Source organism: Halorhabdus salina, from assembly GCF_013839425.1.
Lineage (GTDB): Archaea > Halobacteriota > Halobacteria > Halobacteriales > Haloarculaceae > Halorhabdus > Halorhabdus salina.
Map to the genome: position 1 here is coordinate 118720 of NZ_JACDNP010000006.1, position 15913 is coordinate 134632.

Genomic DNA, 15913 nt, shown 5'->3' on the forward strand with positions numbered 1-15913 from the left:
CGGTCGAGGTATGTTTTGTTCATCCTCCCTCATTGATCCACCCCGTCTTTCGAGACATCTCGTTTATCCGATTGCCGATTCTTGTGGAGTGTTATACCGATGGATTGTCCGTGAGTGAGGTCGGCTTCGAGCGATTCGTGTTCTAAGCGAAGGAGTGTCACATCATCCCCTGCATCGACCACCGTCGCACGGATGCGCGTTCCAGTCACTTCGTTCTCGATCCGATCCAGGCGGTCGATAATTTCATCCAATGACGTAGGATCTTGGGTCGAACTCTCCATTTCAGGCTCTTCAATAGGTTCGGGCATACTGTCAGCACCGTCTGATTCGTCCTCGTCTACCGAATCCGACGGTTCTCCGTCCGTGATAGCAGTGTCGTCGGTTGCGTTCGTGTCGCTTTCGAAGGACCGCTGGGCCGCTGTTAGCGCACTACCGATCCTTCCGTTCTCCGCGAGCCGTTCCATGTCAATCCCTTCCGCTTCAAGATCGATTTCGTCGTGACGATCAACGGTCGGCAACGGAACGTCGGCGTTGTCGAACGATCGTCCGATGTTCGGTCCGTTGTCCCGGTACAATCTGGATCGGACGCGTCTCCGGGTGGCATCCGTCACCCACGGCGGCCCGGACCATTCGTCCTCATCGTAGAGCGTATACTGCTTACGGTCGTCTGTCACCCAGACGAAACTATCGTACTTGTCCTTGTACCGGTCGGTACTGTGACCGCGTTGGTGGGTAACGACGACGTGGATCGGTGCGAAATCCTCGACGACCGCATCAATCGTTTCTTCGCTCGGATGATTGCTCAGCTCGTAGGCGTCGACGGTGCAGATAGCCGACCGTTCCGGTTCGAATGCACCGCTGGTCACCTGTACGAGCGTCGCGCCCTCGTCGTCCTCGATGGCCTCGAACAGTCGCTCGCTACTTCCGGATACGGGGACCTCCGGCCCGGCAATCGTGACACGTCCCGGCTCGAGGACCTCTTCGGTGTCCTCGAAGGTCGGCACGGATTCGACAGCCGGATGGTCGTACTCGAAGGCGTCCCAGAGCGTCCCAACGCGGCCCGCAACCGTGATAGGGAGGGCCGTCCCGGTATCGTCTCCGATGTGCGATAAGAGATATGCGAGGTGAACGCCTTTCGATCCACTGGCCGTGGTTAGCACTGTGGATCCAGCAGTCGCTCGCTCGATGACAGTCCTGACCACGCTGGTCAACTGGTCCCGGAAGGTCGAATTCGTCGCTGCCGTGAGGAACACTGCGTCGACGGGCAGATCGGTCTGAAGTCCCGGATACCCGGCTGCTCTGCGCCTGGTGAAATCGCCCGTTGCGAGTAGGTGATGCCGGTCGTTCCCGTCGGAAAACTGGACGACGAATCCACAGGCACCTGGCGCGTGCCCGGCTGGCACCGGATGGAGACGGATGTCGCTTGTGATCCTCGTCCAATCCGTGATCGGTTCGAGAGCCTCCCGAACGTCGTCTGGGGCCCCGATATCGGCGTGTTCGGCCTCGGTGTCAAGCCGCGTCGTGATTGCCCGTGCCGTCTCCGGCGTGGCATAGATCGGCGCTCCGTCACGGAGATTCGACCCCAGCGTACGATAGTGGTCGAGATGAGCGTGCGTCAAACAGATTGCAGAGAGGTACTCGTCTTCGCTGAGAAGCTCGTCCACCTCGACACTCTCGCCTGCGTCGACGAGGATGCAGTTCGTCTGACCGTGGATCGTATCGTGGAACCGGAGTAGATATGATTCGCGACCGTTGTTTGGGTTCGCGTGTTGATAGCTGACCCGCATTAGTTAGTCAAAGTTAATTTCGAGGGGGTAGTACTATATACCTTGTGCTCAGCCCGGCTGGGAAACTGTCTTCGTACAGATCAACGACAGGCTGGATGAACTGGTGAGTGTTGTGTGCTGCCACTTCTCCTAGCCCCGGGGACGAGCACAACCGTTAGGACGACCCGATCACAAACGAATTCGTGGACGACGTTCTCGACTGGCTCCGAAGTCGCCCCTACTACGAGGGACAGATCGCTCAAGAGCGGACGCTCCCAGGACACGAAGCGGTCTCCGACGATCTCGACGTGCCCGACCGCCTCGCTTCGACCCTGGAGAAGGAGGGCATCGAGGACTTTTATCGCCACCAGACCGAGGCGATCGCGGCCGTCCGTGACGGTGACAACGTCGTCCTGGCGACGCCGACTGCGAGTGGGAAGAGCCTCGCCTACACCGTGCCGGCCTTCGAGCGGGCGATGGATCGCACGGCGACGACGCTGTATGTCGCCCCACAGGTCGCGCTCATCAACGACCAGGCCGAGACGCTTTCAGACCTCGCCCACGGCCTGGGCTTTGGCTCGCGGGTGACCGTCGATCGCTACACGGGACGGCTCTCGCGCACAGAGAAGGAGACCGTCCGGGAGCGCCAGCCGACGGTCCTGCTGACGACGCCGGACATGCTCCACTACGGGATCATGCCCCACGCCCACCGACTCTGGGAGTGGTTCTTCCAGCGTTTGGAGACAATCGTCATCGACGAAGTACACGCCTATCGTGGGGTTTTCGGCAGTCACGTCTCGCTGGTGATGCGGCGGCTCAATCGGCTCGCCGAGCGATTCGACGCAGATCCCCAATACGTCTGCTGTTCGGCGACGATCGGCAATCCCGTCGACCACGCCGCGACCGTCACGAACCAATCGCCGGCGTCGTTCCGGCTCGTCGACGAGGACGACAGCGCGACCGGGCCGCGCCACTGGGTCGTCTGGAACCCGCCGGAGAAACGCGGTGGTGGCGGGCAGGGGCGGCGCAAGTCCCATCACGTCGAGACCAAGCGACTGTTCGCCGATCTCGTCCAGCGTGGCCTCCAGACCGCTGTCTTCACCGATTCCCGACAGGTCGCCGAACGCTATGCGACCGAGAGTGAGCAAGCACTCCGCGAGCGCGGCGAGGGAAAACTGGCGACGACGATCGCCGCTTATCAGGCCGCACTGACCGACGAGCGTCGACGCGAGCTGGAGACGGGACTGCACGACGGGTCGATCCGTGGCGTCTGGAGTACGAACGCCTTAGAACTCGGCGTTGACGTCGGCGGCCTGGACGCCGTCCTGCTCGACGGCTACCCGGGGACGCGCATGGAGACGTTCCAACGGGCGGGGCGGGCGGGCCGTGGCGAGGACCCAGCACTGGTCGGGCTCGTGACCGGCGAGGATCAACTCGACCAGTACGTCGCCCGCCATCCCGAGGCGCTGTTCGACCGCGAGCCGGAGCAGGCACTCACCAACCCCGACAACGAGCAAATTCTCCCCGATCACGTCTGCTCGGCTGCTCGCGAGAACTGGTTGTCGCCGGGCGACGATCGCCACTTCGGCGAGACCTTCCCGGACGTGGTCGCCGGTCTGGAACGGGCGGGCGATCTCGAACGCCGGGCCACCGAGGCCGGGACGCGCTGGCTCTACGACGGCGGGGCGAGTCCCCAACACGAGACGAGTCTCCGGACGGCCGACGATCGGGAGATCCGCCTGCGCGAGCGCGGGTCGAACGACGTCATCGCGTCGCTCCCCTTCGGTGACGCGCTTCGGGACGCTCATCCGGGGGCCATCTATCACCACCAGGGCACCTCCTACGAGGTGGTCAATCTCGATCTGAACAACGACGTGGCCACGCTGTCCCGGACGTACGCCGACCAGTACACCCGTGTCCTCCACGAGAAAACGATCACCGTCGAGGAAGACCTGCGGGAGAAACCGTTTCCGGGTCGAGCGGACGTGCCCGTCCGGTTCGCAGACGTCACCATGCGCAAGCAGATTACCGGCTTCGAACGTCACGACGGCAGGTCCGGCGAGGTGATCGGTCGCGAACCCCTCTCACTGCCGGAGACGACACTCCGGACGCGGGCGCTGTACTACGCCTTGCCCCCCGACCTGGAACAGGAATTGCGGGCCGACGGGGACTTCCCCGGTGGCATCCACGCCGCCGAGCACGCGATGATCGCGACGATGCCGCTATCCTTCCTGTGCGATCGCCGGGACATCGGCGGCCTCTCGACGCCCCATCACCCCCACACCGATCGGAGTACGATCTTCATCTACGACGGCTATCCCGGCGGTGTGGGGATTGCACAGGCTGGCTACGAGTCTATCGGGGACCTGGCGGCGACGACCCACGAACTCGTGGCCGATTGTGACTGTGACGATGGCTGTCCGGCCTGCGTCCAGTCACCCCACTGCGGGAACGCCAACGACCCGCTCGATAAGCACCTCGCGATCAAACTGCTTGGAGCACTCCGTGAAAACGGCTGACTCTGCGGGATGCTGTACTTCCAAGTGGCTGGCGACCCAACGCGATACTATGTCAACCGGTAACGCACGGAAAGACGTAGAATGTCGGTGCACCCGCTGTCAGTACAACAACAACGGCAGTTGTGGGTATCAGGGTCGCATCCTGATCAACCAGAACGGCGAGTGTGACGTGATGGAAACGGGCTTTGGCGGTGATCGTGGGCCGTTCGGATAAGCATAACAATTGGTTGAAAAGTGCCTTGGGTTACCATGCACCAATAAGTTGGCCGTATCGCACGATGCACAGATTGCTGGAGACGTGCGTTCGAGACGGGTGTCCACCGTGACCACAAGCGGACGATCCACGCCCACCCCCCTGTGCCTGGCCACGTCCACATTGCTCTGTCCACCACTCAGACGCTCCCCGCTGTTGTCCGTCTCCCGGCTCAGGTCTCCAGTGGTTTCACGCCGGGATCACCCTCACTTCTCACTCTCGACGGCCAGCAGTGTATTGGTGACGAGCGTCGAGATGCCACGGCGGAGTCGTTCGGTAGCTGCCTGATCGGAGATGTCGAACTCCGCGGCGAGTTCTTTCGTCGAGAGGCCTCGTGGCAGTGAATAATAGCCGGATTCGACCGCATGAGTGAGTGTTTCCCGCTGTACCGCTGTCAATCCGTACCACGGCCCGGCGTCGGGTTTCGTCGGGTTGTATATCTTCTCGATGGAAACCGGCATCTCTCGATCGAGGTAGTACTCCTGAAACTCGGATAGGGCGTCGTGGGACGGGAATCTGAGTTCGATCGCCCACCGGTCGGCACTGCCGGTCGCACCGAGCAACGCCCCGTCCATCTCCGTCACCGTCTGGAACAGCGACCCGGTGGGCGGCTCCCACTCGAGGGCGTACAGCGCCTCGGCGTCGTGCGTGCTGACCAGCTGGATGCTCTTGACGGACGGCTGCTCCCGGACCGTCTGCTCGAATGCCCCACGTACCCCATCAGTCAGCCGGACGAACGGCGTCGGCCGTCCCCCGAGTGGCACCATCGTCTCGAGGGTGACCTGGGTGTCGCCCTCGACGCTGAGGATCTGCCCCAGTTCGAAAGCGTCTGACGGGATCGTCAGCTCCACGATGACGCTCATTGGCTGTTACTTGTTCAGCGCCGTCCCCGTTAAAGCCTCGCCGCCCCCGAATGCCGGACGGCTCCATCAGCATGATGTACCATGCTTTCCGACACTCCTATCCCCGCCGGACCACTACTGAGGGGTACCGAGGTATTCAGTTGCGCTCCCACACTCCAACGCCTTCCAATGACGGCCCGGTCGCGTGTTCTCCGCTCCTCGAGGTCGGACGATCGGGTACGATACTCAGGTATCCAGTATGACGCCGCCCTCTGCCGACGACGAGCTGACGAACGTCGAGGACTTCGAGCGTGCGCTCGGCCAGATGCTTCTTTCGGCACTCGAACGCGACGTCGATCCCCGGGGGTCGTGGGTGTACCGAACGGACGGTCTTGGCCCGGATCTGGAAGTTATGGTCCACGAACTGGAAAGTAAGGACGCGTCGGACTGACTGCTTGAGACGCTCATCGAGGATGGGTTCACTTTGAAGCTCGGGGTACATCGGGGGTTACTTCATTGACATGGTCTGTCAGCCCATACCAATATCCGGGTGTCAGATCGATCTTATCCCAGGGGGTTGTCTATGGGAAAGGTGGCACCATCTGATGCAGGAAGTCTGGGAGTAGAGGCCGCTCGACGGCTACTCGAAAGTATTGCTTCACATGCCGTTTTCATGCTCGACAGCGACGGGACGATAACTGAATGGCCTAGTCCAGCCGCGACACTGTACGGCTACGACGCTGCGACGATCTGTGGCGAACACGTGAGCGCGTTGTTCGCTGATCGAGACGAGACTGCGGGTGCCGACTGGGACACTGGCGTCCCTCGCGACCCGGACGAAGAGACTGTGGAAGTCGAGTGCTGGCACGAGCAGGCGGACGGATCCGTCTTTTGGGGGACGCTGACGATCTCGCCATTGTCTGGTCCGGGCGCCACCGGGTTCGCAGCAATCTCCCAGGACGAGACGACCACCAAGGAGTACGAGCGGATGCTCGAACGCCAGAACGACCGACTCAAGGAGTTTACGGACATTCTTGCCCACGATCTTCGAAACCCGATCGAAATCATCGACGGGCGATTGCGCCTCTATGCGGAAACCGGCGACGAGACTCACATCGAGACCATCAATGAGACGACCGAGCGGATGGCCCGCCTCGTCGACGACCTCCTCCGCGTGGCCCGACAGGGCGAGGTGGTCACAGACCCAGCACCGACAGATATCGAGACCGTTGTCGAGACGGCCTGGCAGGTCGTCGAGACCACGCCGACGGCGACGCTCGAATATCACGAGATCCCGCCCGTGAGTGCCGACGCCGACCGACTCGTCGAACTGTTCGAGAACCTGTTTCGCAATAGTGTCGACCACGGCCACAGTGACGTGACGATCCACGTTGGGCCGCTACAAACGGGCTTTTACGTCGAAGACGACGGCCCTGGCATTCCGGCAGCACACCGGGACCAGGTATTCGAACACGGCTTCACCACGAGCTCCGACGGGAGCGGCTACGGCCTCTCGGTCGTCCGAACGATCGTGAACGCCCATGGCTGGGATATCGGCGTGACGGGCGGCGATAGTGGCGGCGCTCGATTCGAGATTACTGGCATCGACTTCCTGGAGTGAGCACGAGCGGTTTTCCGATCACATGCCAGCGTATGCTCCGTCGGCGCTAATCTCCGCGGACACGAGGACGACAGCCGGTCACTCTCTCGACGGCGGGTGTCGGCGTTCAGCGGCGGCTGGCGGTCAGATGTGACTGCCCTGGCACTCACTCCAACCACAGTCCGGGCAGAACGGGCACCCACCGGACGGATGGACGCGGTCGCTGCCACACTCCGGACACGTCACACCGATCCCTCCGTGGTCGTGATCGACACTCTTCCGTCACGGCGGCCCACCACAAGCGGCCGATCCCGGTTGCAGACCCGGCAGTGGTGGCTGACGGTCTCGGGGAACGGCGGCCGGTCGTCGATCGTCACCACTCGCTCGGCCCGACAGGCTCGACACGTCACAGCCAGGGTCTGTAAGGTCACGCTTGCCCCCGCCGGTCGAGGTCCTTGTCGTAGGGACCGACCTGATCGTGGAGGTTCACCCGCTCGCGGGCGATCAAGCGGTCCTCACGGACGTCCCGCAACTGCTCGAACACCCCATCGGTGCTGTCCATTCGCGCACAGGTGCGACACCAGAAATGATGGTTCGTCGGTTCCCAGGTCGTGTGGCCGTTCGGGCACCTGAAACGCCACCTATCGGTCCGATCCTCGATGTTCACGGTCGCGACGGCCTCGTCGTCGGGCATATCCACTCGGGACTGACGGACGGGGGCCTAAAGGATGGCAGCCTACAGTGGAGTGAAAGTGGAACTGATGTCGAAGCGTCCGTTGAGTGGGCCGAGGTAGCGAAGGTCGGTTTCGCGTCTTCCGGAAGTACCACGACTGACTCCGGTCGGCTGACGGTGTGTATGTGTTCGTGGCCTACCGACCGTGAGGGACGTGGATCTCCGTCGTCGACATGACCATAACCCACAGTAGTAATCTCCCGCTGTCGACGTGGTATGGGGCTGGCTGGCATCGAGAGAGTCAGCAGCGGAAGATTCCCGTCTCGGCACTCTTCTGAGACCGACTGGGTGAATAAAAGTGGCTGAGGTTACTTGTCAATCACTTCGTCGTCATCGAATACAACCGCACTCCGATCACGAAAATTCCAATAATCATTGACAACAATCCCCATCCGTTAATCGAAACTCCAGTTAGTTCGAATACGTACGGGTCCAGGAGATTCAATGCGATTCCCACCAAAAAGAGAACCGCACCGACCACTAGCGGTTCCTCAGCCATTGTGGACCACCCGCTTTGTTTGCGTTCTGTACCTCCGCCTCTGAGCCATATTTATTGCCAACATGGCGATTGATGCTTGAACTGCAAGCAAATTATAAAGGGATTTGAATTTCTCAATAGAGACGTAGACACGCCGAAAACGGACATGGACACCACCGTGTCCAGGTGAGGACAACATGAGTAAATCAACAAACGAGACCGAAATATCAGATATTGACCCGTACCTTAAGGAACAAAATGAAGGAATTCTCTATGCTTTTGCAAAGGAAGACAATAGAGTTCTCACAACTCCCGAGATAGAGGAGCATGTAGATATAGGTCGAAGACAGGTGGATCGGCGTCTAAAGTCACTTCGAGATAAAGGAATAGTCGGGACTCGAAAGCCGGGTAGAACACGACTATGGTGGCTTGAGTCGGAAGTAGAGGAACCCGCTTCTGTCCAGTATCCCATCGTGAAATTGATACGTGAGAAATTAAGTTTACAATTTATTGTAATCGGAGTATTATTGGGTATTGTTTCAGCTATATTAAGTACGGCGGGAGTCATCGCGAATTCGAATAACATTACGATACTAATGATAGACTCCGGAATGATATTTCATGCAACTTTACTGTCCGGTCTGCTTGCAGTAATGTTCTTCATTACGGGCGGGTCAATTGCAGGCACTGTTTGGTTATTCAAATATATGGGTATTGAAATCCGATATAAGGGCGAAAGTTGACGATTTGAAGGCTAACTAAAAATTTTCGCACAACCCGCAAGGGGTCCGTTTCGTCTCGATTTTGCGCAACCGCCTGCGGTGTGTTTTGAGTAAGTGGCCTTAGCCACACCTCTAAGCGAGAACCTAACCCCCGGGTTGGATTCTCGCGCGGCGATCGCCCCGATCTCTCGACCGGCGAACTCGACGAAGTACGTGAGAACGCCCACCGATATATCAGGCGGTCTAGGTGTGGCACAAGATCAGAAACAAGTACCCTCTGACGTTTCGCATCCGCCGAGCGAAGCGAGGCGGTTCGCTGCGAAGGAGCGAAGCGAGACGCGACCGAAGGGAGCGTCTCGGAAATGCGAACGGCAAAGCCGTGAGCGAAGCGACTGAGCAGATGTTTTTGGTCCACCGGAAGACTCGGGATACTCGTCTTCCGAGCGTTCGCTCGCTATCGCTCGCGAACACAGCTTTTTGCAAGTCGAGCGAGACCGACGGTCCCGCTGACCGAGGAAACCCCTCGCAGTAAAAAGGTGATACAGGCGGGCCAACGCGGATATCAACTCTCTCACCCGACTTGTGAACGGTGAGAGTTGTCCGTGAACTCGGCCTCGAACCCGTTCGGGTAGGCGGTAAATCCGTCATTCGGCGTTATCGTTCCGGACTTCAGGGCGAGTTGACTGTCGCCCGTCCGTCGAGACGACTGTTGGCCTCGACGGACGTACCGCAATCCAACGTTCTTGGCTGCGTTGTAGTCTGCATTCGCTGCAGTTCCGCACTGCTGGCATCGGAACTGGTTCCGCGAGGGACGGTTCTCGTCTCCTGTAAACCCGCACTCGGCACACCGTTTCGACGTGTAGTTGGATTCGACCTGCTTCACCGAGATACCGAGCACTTCGGCCTTGTACTCGACCTGTTCGTAGAGCGTTCGAAACGCCCATAGATGTCCCCACGACGCGCCGGTGCGCTGACGGATATCGGTTAGATCTTCGAACGCGATCACGTCACACCCATACCGACGCGCTTCGTCGACGATCGCTTTCGAAGCGTGATGCAGTACGTCACGGACGTAGCGACGTTGACGACGCCCCCTCTGTGCTATTGTCCGATGCGCGCTTCGCGTTCCGGTCTGTTGTAGTTCACCGCGAACCCTCTCGAACTCGTGGAGATTGTGGGTCGACTCCCGCCCGCTGAAAAAGAACGCGGTGCTGGTGACAGCCAGGTTTTCGATGCCGAGGTCGACCCCGAGGACCGTCCCGTCCTCGGCGGTGTCCCGTTCAACATCGTTCCTGTGTCGGCGGAAGCCGAGATGAACAAAGAACTCGCCGTCGCGAGCAGTGAGTGTGCTTTCCGTAACGGCCCATGCGTCCGAGTCGAAATACTGCCGCTGATAGCCATCGTCAGCGTCTGGTAAGGCGAGCGGGCACCTGATCCGATCTTCCGTCGTGGCTAGGGATACGGTGTCATCATCGAACAGTGTCATGGTCCGAGCGTCGTATGTCACCGTCGGAGCTGTGAAGGTGGGCTTTGTAGCTTGCTGTCCCTTCGACTGGCGTTCGATACAGCCGGTGACTGCTTCTGCGGCTTGATGCGTGGCAAGAACCGCGTGTTGACTGCCGAGTTTCGTCCGCTCACGCAACGCATCGTAAGCGAGAGACTGCACGGCAGACTTCGTTTGACACACTTCCCAAGCCATGTCCGTGGCAATCTGACACCCACGCTTCCACTCCGTGATGGTCTCTTCGAGTAGCTCCCGTTGCTCGTCGTCTACTGCGAGACGGGTGATTGATGTCCGACGTACATAATCGTCTGCCACACGTTTCGTGGCCTCGTACTAGTATTTAAATGAGTGTGTGAGGTCAGACACTCCAATCTGCTCAACCTGGGTATAGTCAAGGGCTTACAGAGTATCTTCCATCGATGAACCTATCGCTACCGCTTATCGGTTAGTTCCGGCAAAAGGATGGGCCAAGCCGGATTTGAACCACGCGAAGACGGTCCTGCTCACTCGCTTCGATCGTTGTGCGGGCTGCGACTTCTCTACTTCAAATCCGGTTGGATACAACATTTGCTGCTCGCGAGTTTGCTCGCAGCAAAACCATGGGCCAAGCCGGATTTGAACCGGCAGCCTCCCGGTTATCAGCCGAGCGCTCAACCTGATTGAGCTATTGGCCCGAGTGAGCGCATCAGGGCGTACCGGAGGGCTACCATTAAGCGTTTCTTTTCGGCGGCGCGTCCCCGCCCTCGCCTGGCACTCACTCCCGTCGATCGTCCCGCTCGTCGGTCACGTCGTCGACGTCTTCCGCCTCGCCGATGTCACGCACGCCGTCCGGACCAGCGCTGCCGGCACCACTTGGTCCGCCGCCGGGACCGCTCGGGCCGGAAGCCCCGCCGATATTGACGTCCCCTTCCTGGGGAAACCCACCGACGTAGACCGAGCCAGTGGCAAAGCCACCGGTCTTGCTGTCGATGTAGGGCGTGACGACCCACTTCTTCAGCGCGACGCGGACGGGATAGCGCGTCGGTGGGAGGACAAAGACGAATCCGATGACGTCCGTTACGATCCCGGGGGTGAGCAGGAACGCGCCGGCAACCAGCAGGAGTGCGCCGTCGAGCACCTCGTCGGTCGGTGCCTCGCCCTCGACGAGTTTGCGCTGGATCTTCCGCATCGTATGGCGACCTTCGGCACGGACGAGCATCAGCCCGACCAGGCCCGTCAGGACGACCAGTGCGATCGTCGGAACGAAACCGATCCAGGTACCGACTCCGACGAGCAACAGCATATCCAGCAGCGGGATCAGGAGCAACACCGCGATGAGCCGGAGCATGCCCGCCCGTACCGGCCGGGGCCCCAAACACTTTTCGAGGCGTGTTCTCCCCTGTTCGGTTCGTCCGCCGGGCTTAGGTGGATCGAGCCACGGACGTGACGTATGGTTCTTGACTTCGGAGTCAGGACCCAGGATACGCTACTGGCTGAACTGAGGCACGGACTCGAGCGGGCGCTGGCGCTGCAGACCTGGGTCGCCGACGCCGATGACGGCGTTGTCTCGGAGGCATTCGTTCGTCGACACACGCAATTCGAGTCGGTGACCGCGTTCTGTGTAGCCTCTCCGTGTGAGGCGGACACGATCGGCGGGCTCCAGCGTCTCGAGGCCGACGAACGCGACGCCTTCATCGACCGGACGACCGATTTCGAGACGTGGCCGGCGATGAAAGAGAACGCTGCCGTCGAGGATCTCGTGACGCTGCACAACGTTTGATCATCCCAGCCCTGGGACTGCGGCGAGCACGTGATAGAGCGCGAAACTGATCGCTCCCCCGCCGACCATCGAGACGATCCACGCCCCGACCGTGTAGCCCGTCTTCTTGCCAGAGACCCCGCCTGACCCAGAGGATCGACCGACCAGACCGGCACCGACGATGCTGGCGATCATCACTTTGTTGAACGAGATTGGATAACCTAGGACGATCGCCGCCTGCGCGACGAGAAACGCGGGGACGAACGCAGCGATCGACCGCTTTGGCCCGAGAGAGGCGTACTCGCGAGCCACGGCCTGGATGAGGCGCGGAGACCTGATCCAGCCGCCGAGGAGGATCCCGAACCCGCCGAGGGCGAGCAGGGCGATCGACGGGAGGCCAAGCGCCGACTCGAAGACGGGTTCGAGTGGCCCCGTCGCGAGGCCGACCTGTGAGCCGCCGCTGGTGAACACGACGACCAGGGCGAGCGCGATCAGCATCCGATTGATCCCGGTCGTCACGTCCTCTTGGAGTTGCCAGTAGGTCGCCGCGAGCACGAGTAGCGCGAGTGCGAACGCGACGAACACGACGGCGTCGAGCCCGAGGGCAGATGGAACCCCGCCAGCGCGTGCGAGAACGCCGGCCACCGAGCCCTGCTCGCCCCCAGCAGATGGCAGGAACGACAACTGAACGTTTGCGAGTGCGTACCCGACGCCGCCGGCGAGCAGCGGCACGGTGAGCGTATCCGGGATCCCGTCCGTCAACAACAGCCACGCGAGACCGTACGCGAGCACTCCTTCGACGATCGGGATCGCGAACCAGAAGCCCAGGATGCGAGCGTAGGTTCCGACCGCAAACCCGCCTCCCAGTGCGACGCCGGCGCCGACCGCTGCGCCGGTCACCGTGAACGCCGAGGGGATCGGATACCCGCGGGAGTTCCCGATCGTGATCAGTGTGGCGGCCGTGAGGAGCGTCGCCGTCGCGGCAAGCGGGGTGATCGTCACGCCGGTCACCAGGCCGTGCCCGATCGTCTCCGAGATGCTCCCACCCTGGGCGACGGCACCGATCCCGGCGACGATGCCGACGAGCAGTGCCCCACGGAGCGTCGATAGCGCGTTCGCCCCGACGGCCGGCGCGATCGGTGCGGAGTTGCTGTTGGCGCCGACGGTGAATGACATGAAAAGCGACGCGACCAGCGCCACGGCGACGATCCCGATGACCGAGGACATCGATGGCTTGCTCGGCCGGTACGGATACACAGTCCTAAATCGTTCGATCGCGCTCCGTCGAGTCGGGGCTTGTACCCGGTTGGAGGTGGCACGGACGGCCGTCCCGACGGGGGACGTACTCGTTTGTCGACCGACGGCGGAGCAGGACACCTCGAGTGAAACGAAACGGCCGGACCGACAGGGCGAACAGGCCGCGTTACAGTCCGCCGTCGCCGTTGGTCCGCGGTTCGGGATTGCCCGCCGGCTGTGTGCCGTCGCCCCTGATCTCGGCCTTCAGGTCGGCAAAGCGGGCAATCCGCTCGGCGTGGGCGTTGTGCTGGTGGATCGACTCGTCGTTGGATTGTTCCATCCGGACGACGGCGTCGTCGTCGATCTCGGGGAAGCGCTCGACGACACCCTCGGCCATCGAACGGACGCAGTCCTCGACGAACTTGGCGTCTGCGTGGGCCTCGTAGGTCATGTGGTCCTCGTCGGGTCGCTTCGCGAGGTTGTAAATGCGGGCGCTCATCGACTCGCGGGCGACTTCGATGATATCCCGGAGGTCGACTCCCGGCGATCCCTCGCATTCGACGGCCAACGTCGCGTGCCCGCGCTGGGAGTGACCTGCCTGTGGAACCTCATTCAGGAAGTCCTCGACCGTTTCGTCGTCGACCCCGAGATCGAACAGCGTCTCACGGGCTCGCTGTTCGGACATACCCTGCGAACAGGGACAGACGGTCATCCCGGTGACGCGGGCCCCGATCTCTTCGCGAGTCCCATCCTCGGTCGCTGTCGCGGAGGCGACGATGTCAGCGGTACTCTGGGTCGGTTTGTCCGTGGCGGGCGTCCGACCGCGCGTCACGTACTCGGCTTCCATGTGCACCTCCGCTTTATCGGTGTAGTCGTGTTTGCTGAGGAGTCGCTCTGCGGCGTCGCCACAGACGTCTTCGACGCGGTAGTTCGTATGTTCGACGGCCGCTTCCAGGGTTTCGTCGATGACCTCCATGTTCCGACTCATGTCCGCGCCTTTCCGCCAGGTCGGCAGGTCGACGAAGACGTCGAACTCGGCCATCAGGACGATCGGGCGGCGATCCTCGCGGTCGATCTGCAACAACTTCTCGACGCCGGTGACGCCGACGCGATTCAGCCCCACGGTGACGTCCGGACTGTTGGCCTGTACGTCCGGGAGTTGCTCGCTCATTCGCCTCAGCGTACGGTTGAATTGCGGTTAGGGCTTTCGGAAGGGGTGGCCTTGGCCGCGCCTCTGACTTTCACCGCACCGGTAGCCTGTCGGTGGACAGCTACATCTCCCACCGCCTTTATCCGACCCGAACGCTGGTCGGGGTGGTCGATCAACAGATCTCACTCCCGGGCCCACTCGATTGCCCCATCGACGTCCGCCAAGTCGAAGGCTTCGACGGTGATGCCCTCGACATCCACTTTCGTCTTCATCGTTAGCTGCTTCGTGCCATCAGCGACGACTGCCCAGCGAGCAACGCCGTGGTCGACGCTCGCGAGTGCGGATTGCCGCAGGTTTTCCTGTCCTTCCCTCGAGTACGGCTCGCTAGACCGGAGGATCGTCACGTGGGCGTGGGTATCGGGTCGTTCCAGTAGGTCAGTGAACGCTTCGACCATCTTGTCGCTTTCCGGACCAGTCAACTTCGTCGCTTCCGGGAACTCTCCGATGATAACGCCGTCGTCGACGTAGAACTCCCAATCTGCGCTTTTTTGGGTTGCCATGCAGATTTCGATAGCCGCGAGAGACACATCCCTCGTCCACCCAATGGATGGGGTATTCACGGGGATCGACAGTCAGTCCGCAGTCCCATCCGGCCGTCTTCAGGGGACGACGCCGACTGTCAACAGCGTGCCGTGCTCGCGAAAGTGTTCGACCATCGCGTCCCGGGAATCCCAGTCCTCAGTCGGGAAGGCCTCGGCGGGCGGAATCTCGACTTCCTCGTCCGGGATCGCTTCCTGGCCGGCGACGTGAAACCCGGCTTCACGGAAGGCTTCGCGGTACTCCGCCCGCGACCAGCGCGTCATCGGGATGTCGACGTAGTCGTCCCATTCGGCGGTGTGGGGGTTGTCGGCGACGTAATCGACCGCACAGTAGAACGTGCCGCCGGGTCGGAGGACACGCCGGAGTTCGCCGAGGGCGGCCACGGGATCGCTCGCGTAGTAGATCGCCTCCATCGAGAAGGCGTGATCGATGCTGTCGGCCTCAAAGGGAAGTGATTCGAAGTCACCCACCAGAAAGCCCACGCGCGGATCGTCGGTGTAGGTTCGGGCGTTGCGGGCCATTTGTGCGGCTCCGTCAAGCCCGTAGGCGCGACCGGCACCGGCCGCGTCCCGTAGCGCGCGGGCGGCGTAGCCACTTCCACAGCCCAGATCCAGGACGACGTCGCCGTCCTCGACGGGTATACGTTCGAGCGCGTGTTTGGCGGTGTGCCAGTGACGCTCCTCCATGCCTTGATCACGGCCGTCTTCGGCCCACTCGTCGAAAGCGTCGCTGACGCTCATAGCTCCCCTCGGGACGGGACGGCCAAAACCGG

General features: G+C 61.4%; 17 protein-coding genes and 1 tRNA gene. 6 read left to right on the forward strand and 12 right to left on the reverse strand.

All coding sequences use genetic code 11. From position 1 onward, the window contains the following. Positions 1–29: 29 nt before the first annotated feature. The gene (locus HZR20_RS09860) at positions 30–1787 is read right to left on the reverse strand and encodes an MBL fold metallo-hydrolase (protein ID WP_181686419.1); all 1758 of its coding nucleotides are present in this window, start codon (positions 1785–1787) and stop codon (positions 30–32) included. A 182-nt stretch (positions 1788–1969) separates the two neighbouring features. Here HZR20_RS09860 and HZR20_RS09865 point away from each other — a divergent pair, with 182 nt between their 5' ends. Continuing rightward, the gene (locus HZR20_RS09865) at positions 1970–4285 is read left to right on the forward strand and encodes a DEAD/DEAH box helicase (RefSeq protein ID WP_181686420.1); all 2316 of its coding nucleotides are present in this window, start codon (positions 1970–1972) and stop codon (positions 4283–4285) included. 49 nt (positions 4286–4334) lie between these two features. Continuing rightward, the gene (locus HZR20_RS09870) at positions 4335–4499 is read left to right on the forward strand and encodes a hypothetical protein (RefSeq protein ID WP_181686421.1); all 165 of its coding nucleotides are present in this window, start codon (positions 4335–4337) and stop codon (positions 4497–4499) included. 245 nt (positions 4500–4744) lie between these two features. On the opposite strand, the gene HZR20_RS09875 is transcribed toward HZR20_RS09870, so the two are convergent. Next, positions 4745–5401: a helix-turn-helix domain-containing protein gene (locus HZR20_RS09875; protein ID WP_181686422.1), complete on the reverse strand. Its 657-nt coding sequence runs from the start codon at positions 5399–5401 to the stop codon at positions 4745–4747. Positions 5402–5639: 238 nt separating this feature from the next. On the opposite strand from HZR20_RS09875, the gene HZR20_RS09880 reads away from it, so the two are divergent. Both HZR20_RS09880 and HZR20_RS09885 read left to right on the forward strand, forming a co-directional pair. After that, positions 5640–5831: a hypothetical protein gene (locus HZR20_RS09880; RefSeq protein ID WP_181686423.1), complete on the forward strand. Its 192-nt coding sequence runs from the start codon at positions 5640–5642 to the stop codon at positions 5829–5831. Positions 5832–5963: 132 nt separating this feature from the next. After that, on the forward strand, positions 5964–7001 hold the full coding sequence (locus HZR20_RS09885) for a two-component system sensor histidine kinase NtrB (protein ID WP_181686424.1): 1038 nt from the start codon (positions 5964–5966) through the stop codon (positions 6999–7001). Positions 7002–7222: 221 nt separating this feature from the next. On the opposite strand, the gene HZR20_RS09890 is transcribed toward HZR20_RS09885, so the two are convergent. From HZR20_RS09890 to HZR20_RS09900, 3 genes are all read right to left on the reverse strand, one after another. Beyond that, positions 7223–7411 (reverse strand): hypothetical protein, encoded by a 189-nt coding sequence (locus HZR20_RS09890; RefSeq protein WP_181686425.1) that lies wholly within the window; start codon positions 7409–7411, stop codon positions 7223–7225. Continuing rightward, complete coding sequence (locus tag HZR20_RS09895) at positions 7408–7674, reverse strand: hypothetical protein (RefSeq protein WP_181686426.1); 267 nt, start codon at positions 7672–7674, stop codon at positions 7408–7410. The genes HZR20_RS09890 and HZR20_RS09895 overlap by 4 nt, the downstream gene beginning before the upstream one ends. Before the next feature lie 358 nt (positions 7675–8032). Beyond that, entirely contained in the window at positions 8033–8212 is a 180-nt protein-coding gene (locus tag HZR20_RS09900; protein ID WP_181686427.1) for a hypothetical protein, read from the reverse strand. A 176-nt stretch (positions 8213–8388) separates the two neighbouring features. Here HZR20_RS09900 and HZR20_RS09905 point away from each other — a divergent pair, with 176 nt between their 5' ends. Further along, positions 8389–8934, forward strand: coding sequence for a hypothetical protein (locus HZR20_RS09905; RefSeq protein ID WP_181686428.1), 546 nt, complete (start codon positions 8389–8391; stop codon positions 8932–8934). 550 nt (positions 8935–9484) lie between these two features. Here the strand turns inward: HZR20_RS09905 and HZR20_RS09910 are convergent. From HZR20_RS09910 to HZR20_RS09920, 3 genes are all read right to left on the reverse strand, one after another. Beyond that, a complete protein-coding gene (locus HZR20_RS09910; RefSeq protein ID WP_181686429.1) occupies positions 9485–10732 on the reverse strand; it encodes an RNA-guided endonuclease InsQ/TnpB family protein in 1248 nt (415 codons plus the stop codon). A gap of 285 nt (positions 10733–11017) precedes the next feature. Beyond that, a tRNA-Ile gene (locus HZR20_RS09915) sits at positions 11018–11091 on the reverse strand. Between the two features lie 80 nt (positions 11092–11171). Continuing rightward, positions 11172–11744, reverse strand: coding sequence for an FxsA family protein (locus HZR20_RS09920; RefSeq protein WP_181686430.1), 573 nt, complete (start codon positions 11742–11744; stop codon positions 11172–11174). Between the two features lie 102 nt (positions 11745–11846). Between HZR20_RS09920 and HZR20_RS09925 the strand changes: the two genes are divergently transcribed. Beyond that, complete coding sequence (locus tag HZR20_RS09925; protein WP_181686431.1) at positions 11847–12176, forward strand: hypothetical protein; 330 nt, start codon at positions 11847–11849, stop codon at positions 12174–12176. Here HZR20_RS09925 and HZR20_RS09930 read toward each other — a convergent pair whose 3' ends face one another. The 4 genes from HZR20_RS09930 to HZR20_RS09945 all read right to left on the reverse strand — a co-directional run bounded on the left by HZR20_RS09930 (position 12177) and on the right by HZR20_RS09945 (position 15881). After that, positions 12177–13382 (reverse strand): inorganic phosphate transporter, encoded by a 1206-nt coding sequence (locus HZR20_RS09930; RefSeq protein WP_181686432.1) that lies wholly within the window; start codon positions 13380–13382, stop codon positions 12177–12179. It abuts the gene before it with no gap. A 196-nt stretch (positions 13383–13578) separates the two neighbouring features. Beyond that, complete coding sequence (gene mptA, locus HZR20_RS09935) at positions 13579–14562, reverse strand: GTP cyclohydrolase MptA (RefSeq protein WP_181686433.1); 984 nt, start codon at positions 14560–14562, stop codon at positions 13579–13581. A 161-nt stretch (positions 14563–14723) separates the two neighbouring features. Continuing rightward, positions 14724–15101 (reverse strand): hypothetical protein, encoded by a 378-nt coding sequence (locus HZR20_RS09940; RefSeq protein ID WP_181686434.1) that lies wholly within the window; start codon positions 15099–15101, stop codon positions 14724–14726. A 99-nt stretch (positions 15102–15200) separates the two neighbouring features. After that, a complete protein-coding gene (locus HZR20_RS09945) occupies positions 15201–15881 on the reverse strand; it encodes a class I SAM-dependent methyltransferase (RefSeq protein ID WP_181686435.1) in 681 nt (226 codons plus the stop codon). Positions 15882–15913: the final 32 nt, after the last annotated feature.

Bases quoted from the DNA above. Each gene is read 5' to 3' on its own strand.
- HZR20_RS09875 (WP_181686422.1), bottom strand. From the start codon at position 5,401: ATGAGCGTCATCGTGGAGCTGACGATCCCGTCAGACGCTTTCGAACTG.
- HZR20_RS09945 (WP_181686435.1), bottom strand. From the start codon at position 15,881: ATGAGCGTCAGCGACGCTTTCGACGAGTGGGCCGAAGACGGCCGTGAT.
- HZR20_RS09860 (WP_181686419.1), bottom strand. From the start codon at position 1,787: ATGCGGGTCAGCTATCAACACGCGAACCCAAACAACGGTCGCGAATCA.
- HZR20_RS09895 (WP_181686426.1), bottom strand. From the start codon at position 7,674: ATGCCCGACGACGAGGCCGTCGCGACCGTGAACATCGAGGATCGGACC.
- HZR20_RS09880 (WP_181686423.1), top strand. From the start codon at position 5,640: ATGACGCCGCCCTCTGCCGACGACGAGCTGACGAACGTCGAGGACTTC.
- HZR20_RS09885 (WP_181686424.1), top strand. From the start codon at position 5,964: ATGGGAAAGGTGGCACCATCTGATGCAGGAAGTCTGGGAGTAGAGGCC.
- HZR20_RS09925 (WP_181686431.1), top strand. From the start codon at position 11,847: ATGGTTCTTGACTTCGGAGTCAGGACCCAGGATACGCTACTGGCTGAA.
- mptA (WP_181686433.1), bottom strand. From the start codon at position 14,562: ATGAGCGAGCAACTCCCGGACGTACAGGCCAACAGTCCGGACGTCACC.
- HZR20_RS09940 (WP_181686434.1), bottom strand. From the start codon at position 15,101: ATGGCAACCCAAAAAAGCGCAGATTGGGAGTTCTACGTCGACGACGGC.
- HZR20_RS09905 (WP_181686428.1), top strand. From the start codon at position 8,389: ATGAGTAAATCAACAAACGAGACCGAAATATCAGATATTGACCCGTAC.
- HZR20_RS09930 (WP_181686432.1), bottom strand. From the start codon at position 13,382: ATGTCCTCGGTCATCGGGATCGTCGCCGTGGCGCTGGTCGCGTCGCTT.
- HZR20_RS09900 (WP_181686427.1), bottom strand. From the start codon at position 8,212: ATGGCTGAGGAACCGCTAGTGGTCGGTGCGGTTCTCTTTTTGGTGGGA.
- HZR20_RS09870 (WP_181686421.1), top strand. From the start codon at position 4,335: ATGTCAACCGGTAACGCACGGAAAGACGTAGAATGTCGGTGCACCCGC.
- HZR20_RS09920 (WP_181686430.1), bottom strand. From the start codon at position 11,744: ATGCTCCGGCTCATCGCGGTGTTGCTCCTGATCCCGCTGCTGGATATG.